The sequence below is a fragment of the Butyricimonas faecihominis genome (genome assembly GCF_033096445.1).
GTDB classification, from domain to species: domain Bacteria; phylum Bacteroidota; class Bacteroidia; order Bacteroidales; family Marinifilaceae; genus Butyricimonas; species Butyricimonas faecihominis.
Genome location: NZ_AP028155.1, coordinates 1,681,057 through 1,700,595, shown reverse-complemented (window position 1 = coordinate 1,700,595; position 19,539 = coordinate 1,681,057). Strand labels below are relative to the sequence as shown.

General features: G+C 40.0%; 10 protein-coding genes. 9 read left to right on the top strand and 1 reads right to left on the bottom strand.

The window, feature by feature from the left end; translation table 11 throughout:
• Nucleotide 1 precedes the first annotated feature (1 nt).
• Nucleotides 2-1,180, bottom strand: coding sequence for a metallophosphoesterase (locus tag R8806_RS07125; protein WP_124318115.1), 1,179 nt, complete (start codon nucleotides 1,178-1,180; stop codon nucleotides 2-4).
• A gap of 796 nt (nucleotides 1,181-1,976) precedes the next feature.
• On the opposite strand from R8806_RS07125, the gene R8806_RS07120 reads away from it, so the two are divergent.
• The 9 genes from R8806_RS07120 (at nucleotide 1,977) to R8806_RS07080 (ending at nucleotide 19,459) form a co-directional block, all read left to right on the top strand.
• Complete coding sequence (locus R8806_RS07120) at nucleotides 1,977-3,680, top strand: TldD/PmbA family protein (protein ID WP_124318333.1); 1,704 nt, start codon at nucleotides 1,977-1,979, stop codon at nucleotides 3,678-3,680.
• A gap of 27 nt (nucleotides 3,681-3,707) precedes the next feature.
• On the top strand, nucleotides 3,708-5,354 hold the full coding sequence (locus tag R8806_RS07115; protein ID WP_221230337.1) for a metallopeptidase TldD-related protein: 1,647 nt from the start codon (nucleotides 3,708-3,710) through the stop codon (nucleotides 5,352-5,354).
• 139 nt (nucleotides 5,355-5,493) lie between these two features.
• Nucleotides 5,494-8,790 (top strand): golvesin C-terminal-like domain-containing protein, encoded by a 3,297-nt coding sequence (locus tag R8806_RS07110; RefSeq protein ID WP_151412199.1) that lies wholly within the window; start codon nucleotides 5,494-5,496, stop codon nucleotides 8,788-8,790.
• 106 nt (nucleotides 8,791-8,896) lie between these two features.
• Nucleotides 8,897-9,493 carry an RNA polymerase sigma-70 factor gene (locus R8806_RS07105; RefSeq protein WP_151412200.1) on the top strand — a complete coding sequence of 199 codons (597 nt, stop codon included), beginning with the start codon at nucleotides 8,897-8,899 and terminating at the stop codon, nucleotides 9,491-9,493.
• Nucleotides 9,494-9,550: 57 nt separating this feature from the next.
• Complete coding sequence (locus R8806_RS07100) at nucleotides 9,551-10,600, top strand: FecR family protein (protein ID WP_167513949.1); 1,050 nt, start codon at nucleotides 9,551-9,553, stop codon at nucleotides 10,598-10,600.
• Nucleotides 10,601-10,699: 99 nt separating this feature from the next.
• The gene (locus R8806_RS07095) at nucleotides 10,700-14,317 is read left to right on the top strand and encodes a SusC/RagA family TonB-linked outer membrane protein (protein WP_164719950.1); all 3,618 of its coding nucleotides are present in this window, start codon (nucleotides 10,700-10,702) and stop codon (nucleotides 14,315-14,317) included.
• Between the two features lie 10 nt (nucleotides 14,318-14,327).
• Nucleotides 14,328-15,782: a RagB/SusD family nutrient uptake outer membrane protein gene (locus tag R8806_RS07090; protein ID WP_151412202.1), complete on the top strand. Its 1,455-nt coding sequence runs from the start codon at nucleotides 14,328-14,330 to the stop codon at nucleotides 15,780-15,782.
• 16 nt (nucleotides 15,783-15,798) lie between these two features.
• Nucleotides 15,799-16,659 carry a hypothetical protein gene (locus R8806_RS07085; protein ID WP_124316525.1) on the top strand — a complete coding sequence of 287 codons (861 nt, stop codon included), beginning with the start codon at nucleotides 15,799-15,801 and terminating at the stop codon, nucleotides 16,657-16,659.
• A 130-nt stretch (nucleotides 16,660-16,789) separates the two neighbouring features.
• Complete coding sequence (locus R8806_RS07080; RefSeq protein WP_151412203.1) at nucleotides 16,790-19,459, top strand: zinc-dependent metalloprotease; 2,670 nt, start codon at nucleotides 16,790-16,792, stop codon at nucleotides 19,457-19,459.
• Nucleotides 19,460-19,539 lie beyond the last annotated feature (80 nt).

The following is a 19,539-nucleotide window of genomic DNA, read 5'->3' as shown; positions in this document are numbered from 1 at the left end:
TTCAATCCTCCATTTTCAATTGTTTCAGCGTGATGACCGTGATCTCCGGCCATGCACCGAAACGCAGGGGCATCAGTCCGATATATCCCAACCCGACGTTGACGTACAAACCTTGTTTGCCTTCCATGTAGAGCCCACTCCATTCCGGATACATGAACCGGGACGGGGAAAGTCGTCCGACGGCAAATTGCATGGCGTGTGTGTGGCCTGCCAGCATGAGGTCGATGTCCGTGTCGAGTACTTCCCGGCGCCAGTGCGTGGGATTGTGGCTTAACAATAGTTTGAACGTGCATTGTTCCGAGCCTTTCATGGCTTTTGGGAGGTCACTGTATTGAGAGAATGGAGGTTCCCCGTTATTTTCCACGCCGATTAAGGCGATGCTGTCCGCGGCACGTTTCAAAATCACGTGATCATTGTTTAATAATTGCCAACCCATGGCAGCCTGCTTGTCTTGTATATCCCGGATATTCTGATCCCGGGTCTCGGTGGTAGGCCAGTTGTGGTAAGGACCGTAGTCGTGATTTCCGAGAATGGAGAACACGCCATCCGGGGCTTTCAGTTGTGCCAGAATGTTTTCGAATGGTTCCAGTTCCGTGGCTTTCGTGTTGACGATGTCACCCGTGAAAACAATTAAATCGGTTTGCTGGGCGTTGATCCGGTCCACGGCTTTTTGCAGGGCTGCTCGGTCTCCGTTCCAACTACCCGTGTGTATGTCGGAAATCTGGGCGATACGATACCCATCGAAAGCCGCAGGGAGGTTCGGGGAGGTGAAAGTGACCTGTTTCACGTCAAATCGTGTTTTACCCCATATCGCCCCGTAGAGAACCATGATCATCATGCAAGCTCCCAGTACGACTCCCAGCCAGCTAAAAGGCTGGATTTGCCATTTGAGTAAGTATTTTAACGGTAAATCAAGCAGCGAGCAAACCATGAAGATCGTTTTCGGCAGGACTATGGTCATGTAGGCGATTGTGAACGTACCGATGAGGCTTTGTATGGCTAGCGCATCCCTAGAGGATAGTAAAATCCAGACGAGCGTGAACACTAGGAACACGGAAGGGAGAAACCACAGCCAACCGAACGGGCTACCGCCTGTTGATCTGGTGATATACAATTTGTAGATATAGATATCCGGAATGATGAGTAACAAAAAGAGATAGATGGATAGTTTTCCAAGCATATTTTCTATTTTTATATAAGTGATGTTGTCGTGTCGTTTGTTTCTTTATTTAACAAAGTTATCATTTCTTTTCACGTGGTTGTCGTGTACAAGATTTTTTATCTTTCTTTGGGGAATCTTTGAGATATTGTTTGTGTTCAAGGAGGAGCTTGTCAACTTAATCTTAATTCTTTGTTCCGATTGGATGAAATTAGGATGAAAGGATAAAATATTTTTGATGATGGGGAATTTTGCGGGAGATGAAAAGGGAATAAATGATGTATGTAAATATAATTACTGCGTTATGATTAAAAGTGTTATGATATAATTTCAACGAAATTCGGTTGAAGAATTTCGTAAAGAGGCGGAGGTTGGAATGTTAAATGCCGGGGGATGGGATAAATAATTTTGTTCTTTTGTGGTTTATATTAAAGAAATCTCTACCTTTGTCTTGTCAATTCGAAAAATAATAAAGAAAGTGTATAGCACATGAAGGAATAAGCCTCCGGAAGTGTGTATACACTTTTTTTTATTAAATTCGAGTTGACATTCCATTTAATGATCCGGAGGCTTTTTTGGAAAACGTTTTTTGAAAGATATAGTTACATGTAAATGTAATATTTTGAATTCTAATTTGTCGACGAGGGTGAAAGTACCGTGATGGGAAATCATCCTTTTTTTGTATTTCTTCACTTTAAGAAAAATTTAAAACGTTTGAGTTTTGCAACCATGAAGATTCGTCTTATATTTGTTAACGAAAAATAGTGCGTGATCTTTCAATGATCTTTTATTATTCACATGATTAAAACAATTACACATGAGAAAAACAGTATTGGTTATTTTTAGTTGCTTTCTCTCCCTGTTGTTTGTTCCGAAGACTTACGGGCAAGGACAGGATAAGTTGCTGGGACTTCTGAAAGAAGAGTTGGCACAACAGATGAAAGAACTAAAGGGTGAAGAATTTCCCCCGTATCACATGAATTACAGGGTGATTGATGTGACCTCTTCCGTGGTATCGGCTTCTTTCGGGGCGCTGATGAACAGTCAGCAATATCGTTCCCGGACGTTAGTTCCGCAGATTCGGTTAGGGGATGAGAAACTCGATAATTTTAGATTTAATCAAATGGGATCGGCCATGTCCCGTTTCCAAGGACCTTCCGTGGCTCGTTTACCATTGGATGAAGAAAATAATGAAGATGCCGTTCGTCAGGCTATCTGGGACGAGGTAAACAATCGTTACAAGTTTGCCGTGGATATGTACCAGAAAACGAAGGCTGAAAGCTCTGTAAACGTGGAAGAGGAAGATAAGGCTCCTTATTTTTCGGAAGCGAAGGTGGAAAAATATTACGAGGCTCCGCTCCCGGCTGAAAAGATGACGATTGATATGGACCAATGGGCAGCCCGGATGAAAGAGATTTCAGCCGTGTTCAAAAATCAACCGGGAATTATGAAAGGGGATGCGATCATGATCTACACGGTGGAGAGACGTTATTTCGTGAATAACGAGGGGACGGAAGTCGTGCAGAATCTACCGTACGCCCGCATCATGGTGTTCGGGGAAACAAAAGCCGATGATGGGATGGAATTGCCGTTGAACTTGTCTTATTTTGCTTATGATCCGGCAGATCTTCCCGCCAATGATAAGATTATTGCTGATGCCAAGGAAATGGTGAAAACATTGGAGGCTTTGCGTGTGGCTCCGGTGGTTGATCCCTACACGGGACCGGCCTTGTTATCCGGTCCTGCCAGTGGTGTCTTCTTTCACGAGATTTTCGGTCACCGGATCGAGGGACAACGTATGAAGAGTGAGAATGACGGGCAGACGTTCAAGAAAATGATCGGCCAATTCGTGTTGCCGGAGGGGATGCACGTGTATGATGATCCGACACTTCGGCAATATGCGGGAGAGGATTTGAACGGATTTTATAAATATGATGATCAGGGTGTGAAAGCCGAACGGGTGGATGTCGTGGTGAACGGTAAGTTGAATGACTTCCTGATGACTCGTACCCCGATCGACGGCCATCCTCGCACGAACGGACACGCCCGTGCCAGCGATGGGTTTGACCCTGTTTCGCGCCAGTCTAACTTGGTGATCGAGACTTCTAACCCGAAAACTCCCGAAGAATTACGCCAGTTATTGATTGAAGAGGTAAAGAAACAAGGTAAAGAATACGGTTATTTCTTCAAGGAGGTGACGAGTGGATTTACCTTCACCGGTAAAGGTGGTACCAATTCCTTCAACGTGACCCCGCTGGAGGTGTACAAAGTATTTGCTGACGGTCGTCCGGACCAGTTGGTTCGTGGCGTGGATTTGATTGGAACCCCGCTTTCCATGTTCTCTAATATTATATATGCCGGAAATGATGCCCGCGTGTTCACGGGAATGTGTGGTGCTGAATCGGGTTCAATTCCTGTAACGGCTATTTCCCCGACTATCTTGGTGAATAAGGTAGAGACGCAAAGAAAAGCGAAATCTCAAGATATTTTACCGATTTTACCGGCTCCGGGAACGAAATAAAGATGTGGAAATTATAAAATTAGAAAGATGAGATATATATTATCACTATTAATATTTTTCCTGCTGGTAGGGCCAGTGGTGGCACAGAATGAGCAAGATCAAGTGATCTTCAAGGCGATGCAGGATGAATTACAAAGAAATAAAGCTGAATTGGCATTGCCGGGAATGGATAAACCGTTTTATTTGTCGTATTCTTTAGGTCGGTTCCGTCAGTTTGAAGTTGTCGGGGAGCTAGGAGCGATCACGAATTCACTGGAATTGCCGTGGAGAGGGGTAGGCTCGTCTCAGTTGTTGTTGGGTGATTATAATAACACGAACGATACTCGTTTCGTGGGACAATTCATGAAGGTAGGGATGCCGGCCGAGGCGGATTATGATATGATTCGTCGTAATTTTTGGCTAGTATCTGATGCTGCTTACAAGATGGCGTTGCGTGAAGCTGCTGCCAAAGAAGCGGCCTTGAAGTCAAACCCGCAAACTCAGGAGGAGGCTCAATTGCCGGACTTGGTGAAGGCAGAACCGATCACGAAGATCGTGGAAAGCAAGGTTCCCTATGAAATTGATATAAAGAAATGGGAAAACACGATTCGTGAACTTTCCGCGATATTCAAGAATTACAAGGAAATTTACAACTCATCCGTGGGTATTAGCGGTTTGGATATGGAAGTTTACAAACAGACGAGCGAGGACGTGACCATGAAACAACCGGTTACCTATGCGAATCTGTTTGCACAGGGATATGTAACCACGGAAGACGGGGTACGGATCGGGGATGCGCTTTCTATTTTGGTTGCTCGCCCGCAGGATATGCCTTCTTTGGAAGATTTGAAAAAGAAAGTAACAGCTTTTGCTGAAAATCTGATGAAGTTGAGAAATGCCCCGGTGGTTGAAGAATTCTATTCCGGGCCGGTTCTTTTTGAAGACGGGGCTTCTTCCAGTATCTTCGTGAACAACCTGTTGAATCAAGGGGGATTATTTGCTTATCGTAAGCCGATTGGTCAGGCGGGAGGCAGAACGTTGGAAGGTCGTATCGGGAGAAAGATTATTGACAACCGTTTGACCGTGAAAAATTACACTAGCTTGGAGAAATACGATGGGACCCCGTTGTTAGGTGCTTACGAGATTGACGCGGAAGGTGTTATTCCAGAAAAGGAGATGACGCTGGTTGACAAGGGGATCTTGCGTCAAATGTTGAATGGTCGGGTACCTTCTTTGAAAACTCAGCACTCCACGGGTAGCTCTCGTTTCGTGATGACCGGAAGTGATATAGTTTATGCCACGGCCCCGGGAACTATTCATATCCAAGTAGATAAGGGAACGAAACAGGACAAGATGAAAAAAGCATTAATCAAGGCTGCCAAGGATGAAGGATTGGATTATGCTTACATCGTGCGCAGTATTGCCGGACCGGCATCCCGTATTTACAAGGTTGACGTGAAAGATGGTAGTGAAACGCAGGTTCGTTTCGGTGATGTTTCTGCCATTAATCTGGCGAAGATCAAACGGGTACTGGACATTTCAAGTAAAGAAAACGTGTCTAACTACATCCTGAATCGTCAAGTGCTTTCTTCTTTGATTTATCCGGCCTCGGTTTTGATCGAGGACGTGGAAATCAACAAGTCTGAACCGAAGAAAGAGAAAGAACCGGTGTTGAAATTCCCGTTGCAGAGATAATGTAGCCGAGTGGCTAATTTTATAAACTTTACAAACTAGGGGTATGTCGAGAAAGACATACCCCTTTTTATTGTAATGTTCACTGGGAATGAATACCTTTGTTCAGTAGGTTGGTTGTTACTTTTTTAAGATAATAGGTATGACATTTGAAAATATACGTCTGGTGGCCCGTTACGAGCGAAACCTGATCATAAGAAATAAGTTGTTTTGGATATTCGCTTGTTGTGTAGTTGTGGGAATTTCTCTTTCGCACTGGCTATGGCAAGGCGATTCATTAGGTGGGCTTAGGTGGTTAAACAGGGCTTTGCCTTCGTTTATTCCTTTTTGGAATGCTTGGTTTTATAATTTGGTGCAAGGGATTATCGTGATTTTTATCGGTATCGATTTCGTGTGGCGGGATCGACGTTTGGAGACAAATGCCGTGTTCTCTGCCCGTCCGGTGACTAATTTGGCTTATCAAACGGGAAAGGTGTTGGGGATCGTGGAGGTTTGCCTCGTGCTGAACTTGATAACGATGGGATTAGGGATGATTTTCCATATCTTGTTCGGGGAACCGGAAACTTTTCAGTTGAAGATTTATTTTGTTTACCTGTTCGTGATGACCTTGCCCACGCTGTTTTTCGTGTTGGGAGTAGCTTTAATCGTGGCTAATCGGGTAAAGAATCATGCTTTGGCAGTATTGGTATTGTTGGCTGTATTTGCTGCCTTTTATTTCGGGACCACGGATTTATTGTGGGGTACCGTTGACCCATGGGGGCGTGCATTGCCGCTTTTGTTCTCGGATGTGACGGGAATGACCCGTCCGGAGTGGGTTGTTTTACAACGGGGAATGTTTGTTCTTCTGGGGTTGGGACTTGTTGTGCTGGCTATGGGAATGATGCCGCGTTTATCGGAACGGGCAGGTGTTACATGGAAAGTTAGGGCCGGGGGATGGACGTTCTTGCTGATCGGCATCTTGTTCGGAGGGGCTTATTACAGTATATTTCACGAGCTAAATAATCGAAGAGACTTGTACCGGGAGGTATTCGAAAAGTACGCCGAAGTGAAAGGGGGACACGTTAAGGTGCATAATATCTATTTTCGTCAAGAAGGGGATAAAATAACGGGGGAAAGTGATCTGGTGGTGGCAAACGTGGGAGGACGACCCTTAGTTCGCCCGGTGCTTTACTTGAATCCGGGATTAGAGGTAACGGCCTTGACAGGCGGGCAAGGGGAGAACTTGCCTTATACCCGGGAATCCCAAGCCATCCTTTTGGAGAGAGCGTTACAACCCGGTGAAGAAATCCTTTTACACGTGGTTTACGAGGGAAAGATTGATGAGGCGATTTGTTTCCCGGATTTCACGGACGAGGAGTTTCATGATACCCGCTTGATGAGCTTTTTCCGGACGTATCATTCGATGTTCCGTCATGGGAGGTGTTTTGCTCGTGTCGGGGATGATTACACGTTGCTTTTCCCGGAATGTTTGTGGTATCCGGTTGCCGTTCCCCCGGTAAACGTGAACGCCCCGTTGGCTCGTCAGTATGATTTTACCCGTTATCGATTAAAAGTCGGGGATGTCGGGAAACGAGTGGCTATCTCGCAAGGAGAGATGGAGATGAGCGGGGATACTACGGTCTTTAGAAATCGGGAGCCATTGCCTTCTCTAAGTCTGACTATCGGGGAGTACGAACGGAGGAGTATCGTGTTGGATTCCTTGACGTTCGAGTTGTATCATTTTTCCGGACATGACTTTTTCATGCGGGATTACACGAGTCTGAAAGATTCTGCCGACTTCCTTGTGGAAGAGCCGATAAGTACAATACTAGCGATAAAAGGGGGTGATTATCCGTTTGACAAATTGACCGTGGTAGAGGCTCCGGTGAATTTCGTTCCTCGTCTATATAAAGGATTTGCGGGAAGTCAATTTGTACAGCCGGAACTCTTGTTTTATCCGGAGCGGATGTATTTGGGGTATTATGCGCACGTGGGATTCTGGCCGGGAGATGACGATGAAAGGACACGTTTTGAGTTAGAGGTGGATGCATTTCGTAATATGTTGGAGGTAAACCTGCTCACGGGTATTTTTGATTGTTCGGCCCTGTTCGGTGATTTCGGTGGGGTTCTGCAATCGGAAGAATACCCGGGTTTTGGTGGTATCGTGAATGATTTGGCCAAGGTTGACTTTTCTAACGGGCCGATGATTTACTTGGGGGATGAGCTGGGCTATTCCGAAATCGTTACTTATTGGAATGGAAAATCCATGCGAGAAGCTTTCGTGGACAAGGAGACGAAAGGCAATCAGTTGCAGGAGTTACTAAAGAGAAAATATACCTTGATAGAGAAACATTTGCAGGCACTGGTCGGGGAAAGGGAATTATTCCAATTTATGAAACAATTCAAGCAACGTTATTTGTTTATGGCTCCTGATTTCGAGGTGCTTGAGCGGGAGTTTAACGCTCGTTTTCACGTGAATCTTCGGGAGATACTGGATTATTATTACGAGGGGAAAGAGTTGCCGGCATTGTTTGTTCAAGATTTGAAAGTGGAGTTGTATGAAAAGGACGAGGAAGCTAGGCATATCGGTAGCTGTAAAATATATAATCCTACTTCCGCGCCGGCAGTCGTGACGTTGAGCGTGGCGACGTATTCCATGGGAGATAACGAGATGGGATCCGGGCGACGTAGCTATTTAATCCCGGGACATAGTTGTAAGGAGATTCGGGCCGATCTCGGTACGCTTGAGGCTTTTTCATTGGAAATGAGCCTAAGCCAGAATCTTCCCGGTGAGCGTTTATTGGAATGGACTTCATCAAAAGACTTGACACGAACGAAAGATGGGAAAACGGGTATTTGGGATGTGGATAGCACCATTTTTACCCGGAAGGTTCCGGGAATGATCGTGAATGCCGAGGACCCCGGTTTTGTGATTCATGAGAAAAAGCGGAAAGGGAAATTGGCCGCTTATTTCTCAACAGGTGAGAACGGGAAAAAGTATAGTTACGTGTATGACCACGAGCATTGGACTTTGACCACGGATAGCCATTGTTACGGGGATATCGTGAAGAGTGCTTATTATAAAATTGCCGGAACAGGGAAATCTAAGGTGGAGTGGAAAGTGAACGTGGAAAATCCCGGGAAGTACGAGGTTTTGGTTTATGTTCCGGACGTGGAGGCGACTTCAGCCCGTAAGGTTTTTATCGGGGGAGCGAGACTTTTTTATCAGGTGACTTCCGCGGGGGACGTCACGGACGTGGAAGTGTTGTTGGATAACGAGGAACCGGGATGGATCTCTTTGGGGAAATATTATTTTGAGCGTGGTGAGTATAGCGTGTTTTTGAGTGACCGGGGTGGTGATTCTTTGACGTGGGAGAATGATGGCACTTACGCGTGGGAACGTGACGCCGTGCAGTTGATTTTTGCCAATGCAGTGAAATGGATACCGGTTAATGAGTAGAATTTTATTTGAAGTGTATTTTTTGGGCAAATAGTTTTATGTGATAAAACTTTTATTAGATTTGTATTTCATAAATTTAATGAGTATGAAATGATTGTTTATTTTTATGCAAGAAGAGACTGTTTCCGAATTAAAAGCACTAATAGAAGGGGATGCCATCGTTTTTGAAAATGTATTTCGCAAATATTATCACCTTCTATGTAAATATTGTCAAGGAATTATTCCTGAACCGGAAAAAGTTGAAGATATTGTTCAAGATGTTTTTGTTTATTTGTGGAACAATCATAAAACGATTCATATTAATGCTTCACTTAAAAATTATTTGTATACATCTGTTCGACACGGGGCGCAGAGGGAACTGAGAAGATTGAATTCCGTGGAAAAACATTCGGCTCGTTTGACTGAATTTATTGAATATTTGCAACAAACGGAATATTCGGAGGAAGAGATTGAGGAAATAGAGCATGTGAAATTAATTTTGAATAAACTCTCTCCTAGGAGTCGATCAATTTTTCTGATGAGTTGCGTGGAGGAGAAAACCTATAAGCAAATTGCGGCCGAATTGAATATCTCTGTTAATACGGTTAAAACTCATATCAGCAATGCATATCGAATTATCAAGGAGAAAACCCAAAGAGGGTCTTCTTTAATTCTACTCGTGTGTAATTTATTATTAGTGGGAAAATATTTTCAAAAAAAATAATTTTTTTATCACCCATTTTTAATATTCGTGTACCATAATAGTAAAATGAAGATAATTATGAGTGAAAAAATTCGATATTTGGTTCGTCGGGCTTTCAATTCCATGAAAGAAGAGCCGTATGACGTTGATATGGCTTGGAAACGGGTAAAGAGGCAACATGTACGGAATAAAGAAAAAAAGCTATTTTATTCTTTTTTCAAATATGTGGCTTGTTTCGTGTTTATAATTGGTTCGATATATATGACATGGAAATATATTCCTTTTAGGAATACATCTTCTCATCTTCAGGTTCAATGTTTGGATTCTACCCGGAAGATAAAATTGTTACTGGCTAATGGGGAACAACTTTTATTTGAAAGTAATCAAAAAATAAGTACGGAAGAATTAAACAGACGTATTTCTCCTGATTCGACAATCAAACAATTAGGGAAACAGTTCGAGGGGAAAGAACAAGACTCGTTACAATATAATAAATTATATGTTCCGAAAGGAGCGGATTTTTATCTGAAACTGTCCGATGGATCTGTTGTGAATATAAATTCGGAGTCAACTTTACATTTCCCTGTGGAATTCTCGTCAGAAAATAGGGAGGTGTATTTGGAAGGAGAAGCTTTTTTTGATGTTGTTCGGGAGGATAAGTTTCCATTTAAAGTGCATACGGGGGATAAAACTATTACCGTGCTGGGAACGAAGTTTAATGTCAGTGCATATCGTGATGATCAAGAATGGATGGCTACTCTTGTACAGGGTAAAATATCTGTCACTGCCCGAGATTTCCAGCAGGTATTGCTGCCATCCCAGCAGTTGTGCATCAATAAGGAAACTGGGGAGACTACAGTAAAGGAGGTCGAAACGGAGCTTTACACTTCATGGGTGGATGGAAAATTTTATTTTAAAGGATATCGTTTTGAAGATATTGCAAAGAAAATGGAGCGTTGGTATGATGTTGTTGTTGTTTATCAAAATGAGGAAATTAAAGATATGAAATTTCGAGGGGTGATAGATAAACATGTTCCATTGAAACAGACATTAATGTATTTGGAGAAAACAACCGATATTAAATTTGAAATAAATGATAAAGTAATAATTGTGAGTAAAATAAATTGAAAAAGAGCCGTTCTGCTAAAACGACTCTTTCTTGAACAATCTGCGAACTCTACGGCAAATAGAATGCAGATATTTATCAACATTTTAATGAACAAATTTATGAAAAAAAAAGCGTATGATCGTGCATTTAACCTGCAAGAAAGGTTAAAAAAGAAATTTATTCTTTTCATATGTACATTATTTTGGTTTACGATGGGTATTTCCAATGTTTTTGGAGAGATAAAAATGGACCGAGATAGTGTTGTATTTAAAGATAATCAAATGACGGTGGAAGCTGCGTTTGATGTTATCACGAAACAATTGAAGTATGATGTGTTTTATAGTGAAAGTGAATTGGATGTGCATCAAATGATTCAAGTTCCCCGGTTAAAAATGGGTTTAGCTGAGTTATTGAATTTTATTTTAAAAACAGAGTTTACTTACGAGATTAAAAATAGGACAATTATAATAAGTCCAAAGCGTAAGGAAAACTCGGAACAAAGAGAGATCCGGGGAATAGTGAAAGATGAGGATCAACTTCCTTTACCTGGGGTTACGATTTTAGTGAAAGGTACAACTATTGGATTATCCACGAATGCTAAAGGAGAATTTCATTTTCCGGCACCATCCAATGTTAAAGATTTGAGATTATTATTTTCTTTCGTGGGAATGGAAACGCAAGAAGTTGAGGTTAAAAGTGATTTCCTCTCTATTACGATGAAAATGAGCATGAATCAAATGGATGAAGTGATAGTACGTACGGGATTTGAGAATATTGATAAACGTAAATTAACATCTTCTGTTGTTACAGTAAAGATGGATGATATTATGGAGCCTATAACTACGACATTGGATAAAATGTTGCAAGGGAAAATACCTGGAATGGCTGTGTTACAACAATCTTCTACGGTAGGAGCAGCTCCAAAAATTCGAATCCGGGGATCCTCAACGATTGTGGGGAGTCGGGAACCACTTTGGGTATTGGATGGTATCGTGCTAGAAGATCCTGTGCCTCTTAGCCCGGAAGAATTGAATAGTATGGATCAAGTAAATTTAATTGGTAACGCTATTTCTGGAATTAATCCGGAGGATATTGAACAGATTGATGTATTGAAGGATGCGTCGGCAACTGCACTTTATGGTTCTAAAGCTGCTAACGGAGTTATCATGATTACTACGAAGAAAGGAAAGATCGGAAAACCGGCGATTCGCTATAGTATGTCTTTGGGATTTACCCATCGTCCGATGACAAGTCAAATGCATGTAATGAATTCAAAAGATCGGGTAGAGGTGTCCGAGGAGATGGTGGAAAAGGGATTGCAATTCGTTGATTCGGGAATAACCGGTTCGGTTGGATATGAAGGGCTTTTATTCCAATTATATGGCAATAAAATCAGTTATACACAATTCCAAAAAGAGGTGAAAAAAATGAAAGAGCAAAATACGGATTGGTTTAAATATTTGTTTCGGAATGCTTTGAGTCACAATCATACATTATCTGTTTCTGGTGCGAATGAAACCATTAATTATTATTTTTCGGTTGGATATTCAAGTGAACGAGGTTCTTCCTTGAAGGAAGATGCTGAACGCTTTAATTTTAATACTAATTTGGATATTAAGATAAGCGACAAGATGAATGCTAGTTTCGGTCTAAGTGCTTCAAATGGTACAACTCATCGTCCGGGAGTTGATTTGTTTCAATATGCTTATACAACTTCTAGGGCAATAGTCCCTTATGATGAAGATGGATATTATAATTTTTATGAAGTGGGGGCTGGTTATCAAAATGATCCATATAGTACGCCTAATTTGGTCTATAATGTTTTCAATGAATTGAACACCACAGGTGAAAAAAGTCAATTATTAACATTAAATACCAGATTTAGCTTTAGTTACAAAGTGGCTTCGTGTTTGAGTTTGAATGCTCTGCTCGCTTATAATATCAGTTCACATTCAAATGAAAACATGGCAGCCGAGGATAGTTATCAAGTGTCGGAATTAAGAGGCCTGGTTTATGGGTATCCGATTATTGATCCTGTGAAAGAGCCGAATTTTGCTAGGAGATGTGCCCTGCCGTTCGGAGGTAAATTGGACAATAGCGATAATCGAAATACTGGTTATTCAGCGCGTGTCACTGCCTCTTTTCAGAAGACGTTGCATGAGCGGCATGATTTTAGTCTCATGGGAGGATTGGATATGCGTAGCACCCATCAAGAAGGACACACTTCCTCTTTACTGGGATATCTTCCAGAGAGAGGGAAAAAAAGTGTTGATATTAATCCTGGCGTGTGGACATCTTATGGAGATTTATTGAAAAGTTCTCGCCCGACAATTACCGATAGCAAGAAAAATGAAGTGTCTTATTTTGCTTCTTTTTCTTATAGTTATGATAATCGTTATATTTTTAATGCAAATGTTCGTGGAGATGCTAGTAATAAATTGGGACAAGATAAGTCGGCTCGTTTTTTGCCAATCTGGTCTATATCCGGTCGCTGGAATATTGCTGATGAAAGTTTCATGGAAAATGTTACTTGGATTCAAGGCCTTAATATTCATGGTTCTTACGGATTGCAAGGAAATGTGACAGAAGCTCACAATCCGAATATGGTTGCGAATGTCGGAGCTTTAGATGCTATTTCACATTATTATGAAAGTACTGTTCATTCTCTTCCTAACCGGGGACTTCGTTGGGAGAAAACCAGATCTGTTAATATCGGTACTGATTTCTCTTTTTTTAATAGAAGGCTGGGTGCTACTTTTGAATATTATAATAAAAAAGGAAAGGATCAGTTGGTATCAACCACTATCGAATCAACAAATGGAGGTACGGCTGTAACTATTAATGACGGGAATTTAATAAATTCCGGTTGGGATTTGTCCATTTCGGCTACTCCCATTCAATTGGAAAAGTTTAGTTGGAATTTGAGTTTTAATACGAGTAAAAGTTACAATAAAGTAACTAATTCGGGGGAGATGGATAAATATATCGTATCTCAATACTTGAATGGTTCTTTGGTTAGAAATGGTAGGTCGTTAAATAGCTTTTATTCTTATCGTTTTGGGGGATTAAATGAAAAGGGAGAACCCACGTTTTTGGGGATATATGCCAAGGATGAAGAAGGAAATGTCATCATCTCATCTCAAGAAGAAGCCTTGGCGAGTGCGCTTGTCTATAGTGGTAGGAGGGAACCTTTGTTTTCCGGAGGTTTGAGTACTAGTTTTAGAATTTTTGATTTTTCGTTGAATGCTTCATTTTCTATGCAGTTTGGCTCAAAAATGCGTTTGAATGATTTATATGTGGATGGAGATCGTTTGCCTGCTCCTAATGCTAATATGTCTGATGAATTTGTGGATCGTTGGCGAAAAATTGGGGATGAAAAGCATACAGATATACCTAGATTAACAGATGAACGTCATACACCGCAAGGTTTATACTATCATAATGGAGGTGCAGCTACTATAGGGGATGATATTTTTGAATTTTATAATAATAGTGATCTACGGGTTGTTTCAGGAAATTTTGTTCGTTGTCGTTCAATTTCGTTAGCTTATTATGTACCTAATTCAATATTGAAGCATATCTATTTAAAAGGAGCTTCTTTGAGTTTCTCCGTTTCAAATCCGTTTGTTATAAAGGCGAAAGGGTTGAAAGGGCGTGATCCGGAACAAGTAACTTTAGGTAGTGGTAGTATTCCTCCTCAGAAAAATTTTAGTTTTAGTTTGAATGTAACCTTCTAAAAAGATAATTATGAAAAGAATTCTCTATATATTATTATGTTTACTTGGAATAGGGTGCAGTGATTTTTTGGAATATAAGGATAATGACAAGATTATACCTCGTGAATTAAAACATTTTGATGAATTGGTATTGGGTGAATTAATAAAGAAAACGACTGGAAGCGAGATGATGGCTCTCGATTTTATGACAGATGACATCGAGAGTGTTGTAAATCCGTTAGACGGCAGTACGAGTAGAAGAGATGTTCGGGGAGAATATTTTAGTTATTACACGTGGGCTAAAAATAACCAATTGGATATGCAGCAGAGAGAGAATAATGATGGGAATTGGGCCTCTTTTTATAATAAAATACTCATGTGTAATATTTTGGAACATGATGTAAGTGAATTTGAAGAAGATCACGATCGGGTAAGAACTCGGCTTTTGGGAGAAATTGCTTTTATGCGGGCTCTTTCTTACTATTATTTGGTAAATATGTATGGCGAGCCATACAAGGATAAAGAACAAGCGAAAATAGCTTTGGGGGTTCCTATAAATAAAGCGATCAGCGTGGAAAAGAATACTTATAAAAGGGCAAAACTACAGGAAATATATGATCTGATAGAGGAAAATTTGTTAAATTCCATTGATTTGTTAAAAGTCGGAGATCAAGCAAATTCTATTTTCCGGCCTAATGTGAATGTCGCTCAATTATTTTTGTCACGCATCTATCTTCAACAAAAAAGATGGCAGGAAGCCAAGGATATTGCTTCGGTGGTTATTTCGGAAAGCGGGGCAAGTATTGAGAATTTAGAGAATATGTCAAATTACATTGCTAATAAGATAAATTTATATAACATCTCTAATAAAAGTATTTTGTTTTCTTGGGGAAAACGTAACAGAACGCCATTGTCGTTGTCATATTCAGAGGCAGGACATTGGGAAGTTAGTCAATCGTTAAGGGAAATGTATGTGAATGAAGAGACAAAAAAGGATGTTCGTGGAACTGCATTTTTTGATGAATACAAACCTTTTTATCCTAAAAAATTTGATTCCAATAAAAAAGTTTGTTACGATTGGTGTTATCGTATAGAAGAAGCTTATCTCAATCGGGCAGAAGCGTGTATCGAATTGGGAGGAGCTGACAACCTTGAGCAAGCGATGCAAGATATAAACATTATCCGGCGTAACAGGATTGAGGGAGATTATCAAGAAACAGCTATGGATGCAGATGAAGCTCGAAAAATACTTCGAGATGAGAAAAGGATGGAGTTTTGTTTTGAAGATTGTCGGTGGTTCGATATCCGTCGATGGGGAATAGAGATTCGGCATAAATTTCATGAACTTAACGAACCTCTTGCGGGAAATACTTATGTACTTGCTCCTGGAAGTCCGAATTATATTTTAAGTCTTCCGTTAGAAGTACAAAAGATAAATTTTGAAATAGAGAATTTCGAACGGGTTGAAACAATTGTTAATGAATAACCTAAAACAAAATACGATGAAATCATATCAATTCATACTGATTATTTTGCTGGGACTTAGTCTTTATAATTGCGATAAAGAAGATGATATAATTGTTGATGAAGTTCCTTATAAAAGGGTTCACATGTATGATACCAATTCAAGTAATAAAGTGATAAAATTTATTTCCCAATATTATTATACATATGATCATTTTTTAATCACAGATCCGGATTCGTCAGATTATTTATATAATTTCAGTTCAAAAAATGAACTTTTAGAAATAACTCCTCCCGAGCAAGATGAAGAACATTTGTGGAAAGGAATAGAATTTTTGAAAGAGTTATTGTTGGATTTTTATTCTACTGATTTTATCAAGAGTCATTTCCCATATAGTATTATTTTGGTGGATGAGATGGCCGATCCTGTTTTTGGTTTGCCTGCAAATTGTTACACCGGACGATATTTTTGTTGTGTTACAATCCAAGATATGGATAATATGAGTCCGGAAGAAAAAGCGTTTTATTCAGCCGAACTGCATGAGGCAATTTGGTTCCAGATAGGGTTGTATGAAGAAAATTTTCTTGATTTACCTGATGGATTCTTTACAATTAGTTTTGAGTACTATAATTATAATAATCTCTTTGCATTGTGGCCTAGAGAACAGCATTATAAAATTGGTATTGCGAGAAATAAATTGGAACAATGGGAAGCCACATGGCTTCCTACGAAAGGTGAAGATGTCGGGACTTGGATTCGATTCCTTATTGAAACACCGGATGATGAGATTTTGGAGATTATAAATACCTACGAAGCCATGAGAACAAAATACGAAATTTTGGTGAAAGCTCTTGAACGGGTTGGTATTGATTATAAAAAATTGAGATATACAAAATAACAAGTTTGTATAAGTGTTTGAGTGGGTATTGTTTGAACTTGTTCAAACAATACCTGCCAAGAAAAAGGGAAGTTCATGTTAGTGTATAGAATACCCTTTTATACATTGTGTATTAATTAAATCTTTGAAAATGAAAAAAATGTATGTGTTGCTACTAGTTGTAGCTTTGGCTATTCCTTGCCTTGTTGTAAATGGAGCAGACTGGAAGAAGAAGAAAAAAACGGAAAAAACGGAACAGTCTGAATCCAAGAAAGAGAAACCAAAAAGTAAGTATAAAAAGTTCATGGAAAGACCGGGATTGGAAACTGTGAGAGGTGAATTTTTGGCATTTCATCGGAACGGGGAAAAGATATATGTGGAGTATCCTTTAAAACATATGGGGAGAGAAATTCTATTGGGGAGTACGCTTTCAAGAGTCAGTAATCCTCAATTTGTAAATGTCGGGTATAAACCTAATGCTCCATTGCATTTACAAGTTGATTTACAGGATTCAACAATTGTAGTTAAGCAACCTAATATGTTGGCTGTTTGTACATCAGATGATGTAAATATGCATAAGGCTATGCGACAAAACTACATAGATATGGAGTATAAACGTTTTCCGATGGAAACTTACAATGAGGATAGTACAGCCGTTATTTTTGACGCAACGGATTTGTTTAAGAATGACGATGTATCTCCGTTTTCAAGAGGAGAAGGAATCAATATATCCAAAGGAAAAACTGGAAAACCTTATTTTGGCAAGATGAAAGTTTTTGGTGACAACGCTTCAATTGAATTGAAGCAAAATCTTAATGTTTCAATAAACGTAATGATGATGAGTTTTTCTCTTGGAGATGTGGCAAGTAGTTCAACTATTTCTATGATATTGCTGCCGGAAGAGAAAATGAAACCAAGAGTTCAAGATTCTCGGATTGGTGTTTTCCCGACATACGGACATCCCACGCTAGGATTGTTGAAAGTGGATTTGGCACAAGAAGAGGATGGTATGCGGGTATTCGCATTGGTAAATCGTTGGCGAGTAGAACCATCCGACATGGAAGCTTGGGAAAAAGGAGAATTGGTGGAACCGGTGAAACCTATAGTCTGGTATGTGGATGATGCTTTCCCGGAGGAGTGGAAACCTGCTATTCGTAAAGCTGTTTTGCGATGGAATCAAGCTTTTGAAAAAATAGGATTCAAAAATGTTATGCAAGTATATGATTTCCCAAAAGATGATCCTGAATTTGATCCTGACAATTTGAAATATTCTTGCATTCGCTATTCTCCTAATCCAACACCTAATGCAATGGGACCTAGCTGGGTTGATCCTACCACGGGAGAAATTCTGAATGCTTCCGTTATTGTGTACAATGATATAATCAAATTGAATAATTTCTGGAGATTTATCCAAACAGCGCAAGTTGATACTCGTATGAGAACGAGCAAAATGCCTGATGACGTAAGGGATGAATCCATTGAGTATGTGATTGCTCATGAAATTGGTCACACGCTGGGATTAATGCATAATATGGCTGCTTCAAATGCTTATCCTGTGGATTCTTTGCGTTCGGTTTCTTTCACGCAAAAATATGGAACGACTCCTTCTATTATGGATTATGCCCGCTATAATTATATTGCGCAACCAGAAGATAAAGGTGTAAAATTGACACCTCCGAATTTAGGTGTTTATGATGAATATGTGATTAAATGGTTGTATACCCCCATCCCCGAGGCTAAAAATATGTGGGAAGAGGCTGAAATTGCCGGACGTTGGATTGATGAAAAGGCTAATGACCCTTGGTATCGTTACGGAAGACAACAAGTGGATGGACGTTATGATCCGACTAGTCTTGAAGAAGACTTGGGAGATGACCCAGTAAAAGCTGGTACTTATGGCGTAAAAAATTTGAAATATATACTTTCCAACATTAACGATTGGATTGATGGAGAGAAAAATATAAACCATCGTTCAGAACTTTACGGGGAAATTGTTAATCAGTATTTCCGTTATCTTAATAATGTTATGTATCAGATAGGGGGGATACGATTGTCTCAGGTGAAAGAGGGTACATCTGATATAAAATCTGTGCAGACTTTATCACGTTCTGTACAAAAGAATTCTCTGGCTTGGGTATTGCGTGAACTTCAAAATTGTTCTTGGATCAATGCTTCAGAATTAACCGAAAATTTTGAATTAGGTATTAATTCTTCTGCCGAAATAGCCCTAGCTGCAGCAAAAATATTATTGAATACGGTACCTCAGCATATTACTTTAGCGAATCATGTAACTAAAGGAAAAGATGTTTACTCTATTAGGGAATATTTCAATGACTTGTATGTAGGGGTTTTCGCTCCAACGATCCAAGGACGTAAGTTGACAGTTGAAGATAAAATTTTGCAACGATCCATTATTGATATGGCGTTAAAAGATTTTGAACGAGGTAAAAAAGGTAGTTCATTCTTTACTGATCGTGAAAGTTATCAAATATTCCCTTCATTTGAGGAGATAAAAACTTATGGGTTAGTTCCTGCAATGAATATCCCTCTGGTTTATGAGAAATTGCAAAAAATTGAAAATCATTATGGTAAAGGATCGGTTGCTGCGGCGTGTTTGCCTACAGGTTTTGGAGAATCGGCCTCTCTTTTCCAGAGTGAAATTAAGGTGGATCTGATTAGTGAGATTCCTGCTTATCAAACAATTGTGTTAAAAAAAGTTCGTGCTTTAGTGAAAAGTAAGATGGGAATAGCTCATAGCGATGATAAAGCTCATTATGAACTTATATTACTTCGTATAGAGAATAGTTTGGAAAATAAGTAGTGAGAAATACTTTCGACAGAAATTTGGGTTAGAGTTGTAATAGACGAAAATCTTTTATCGAAAATTCCCCTCGTTTGAAT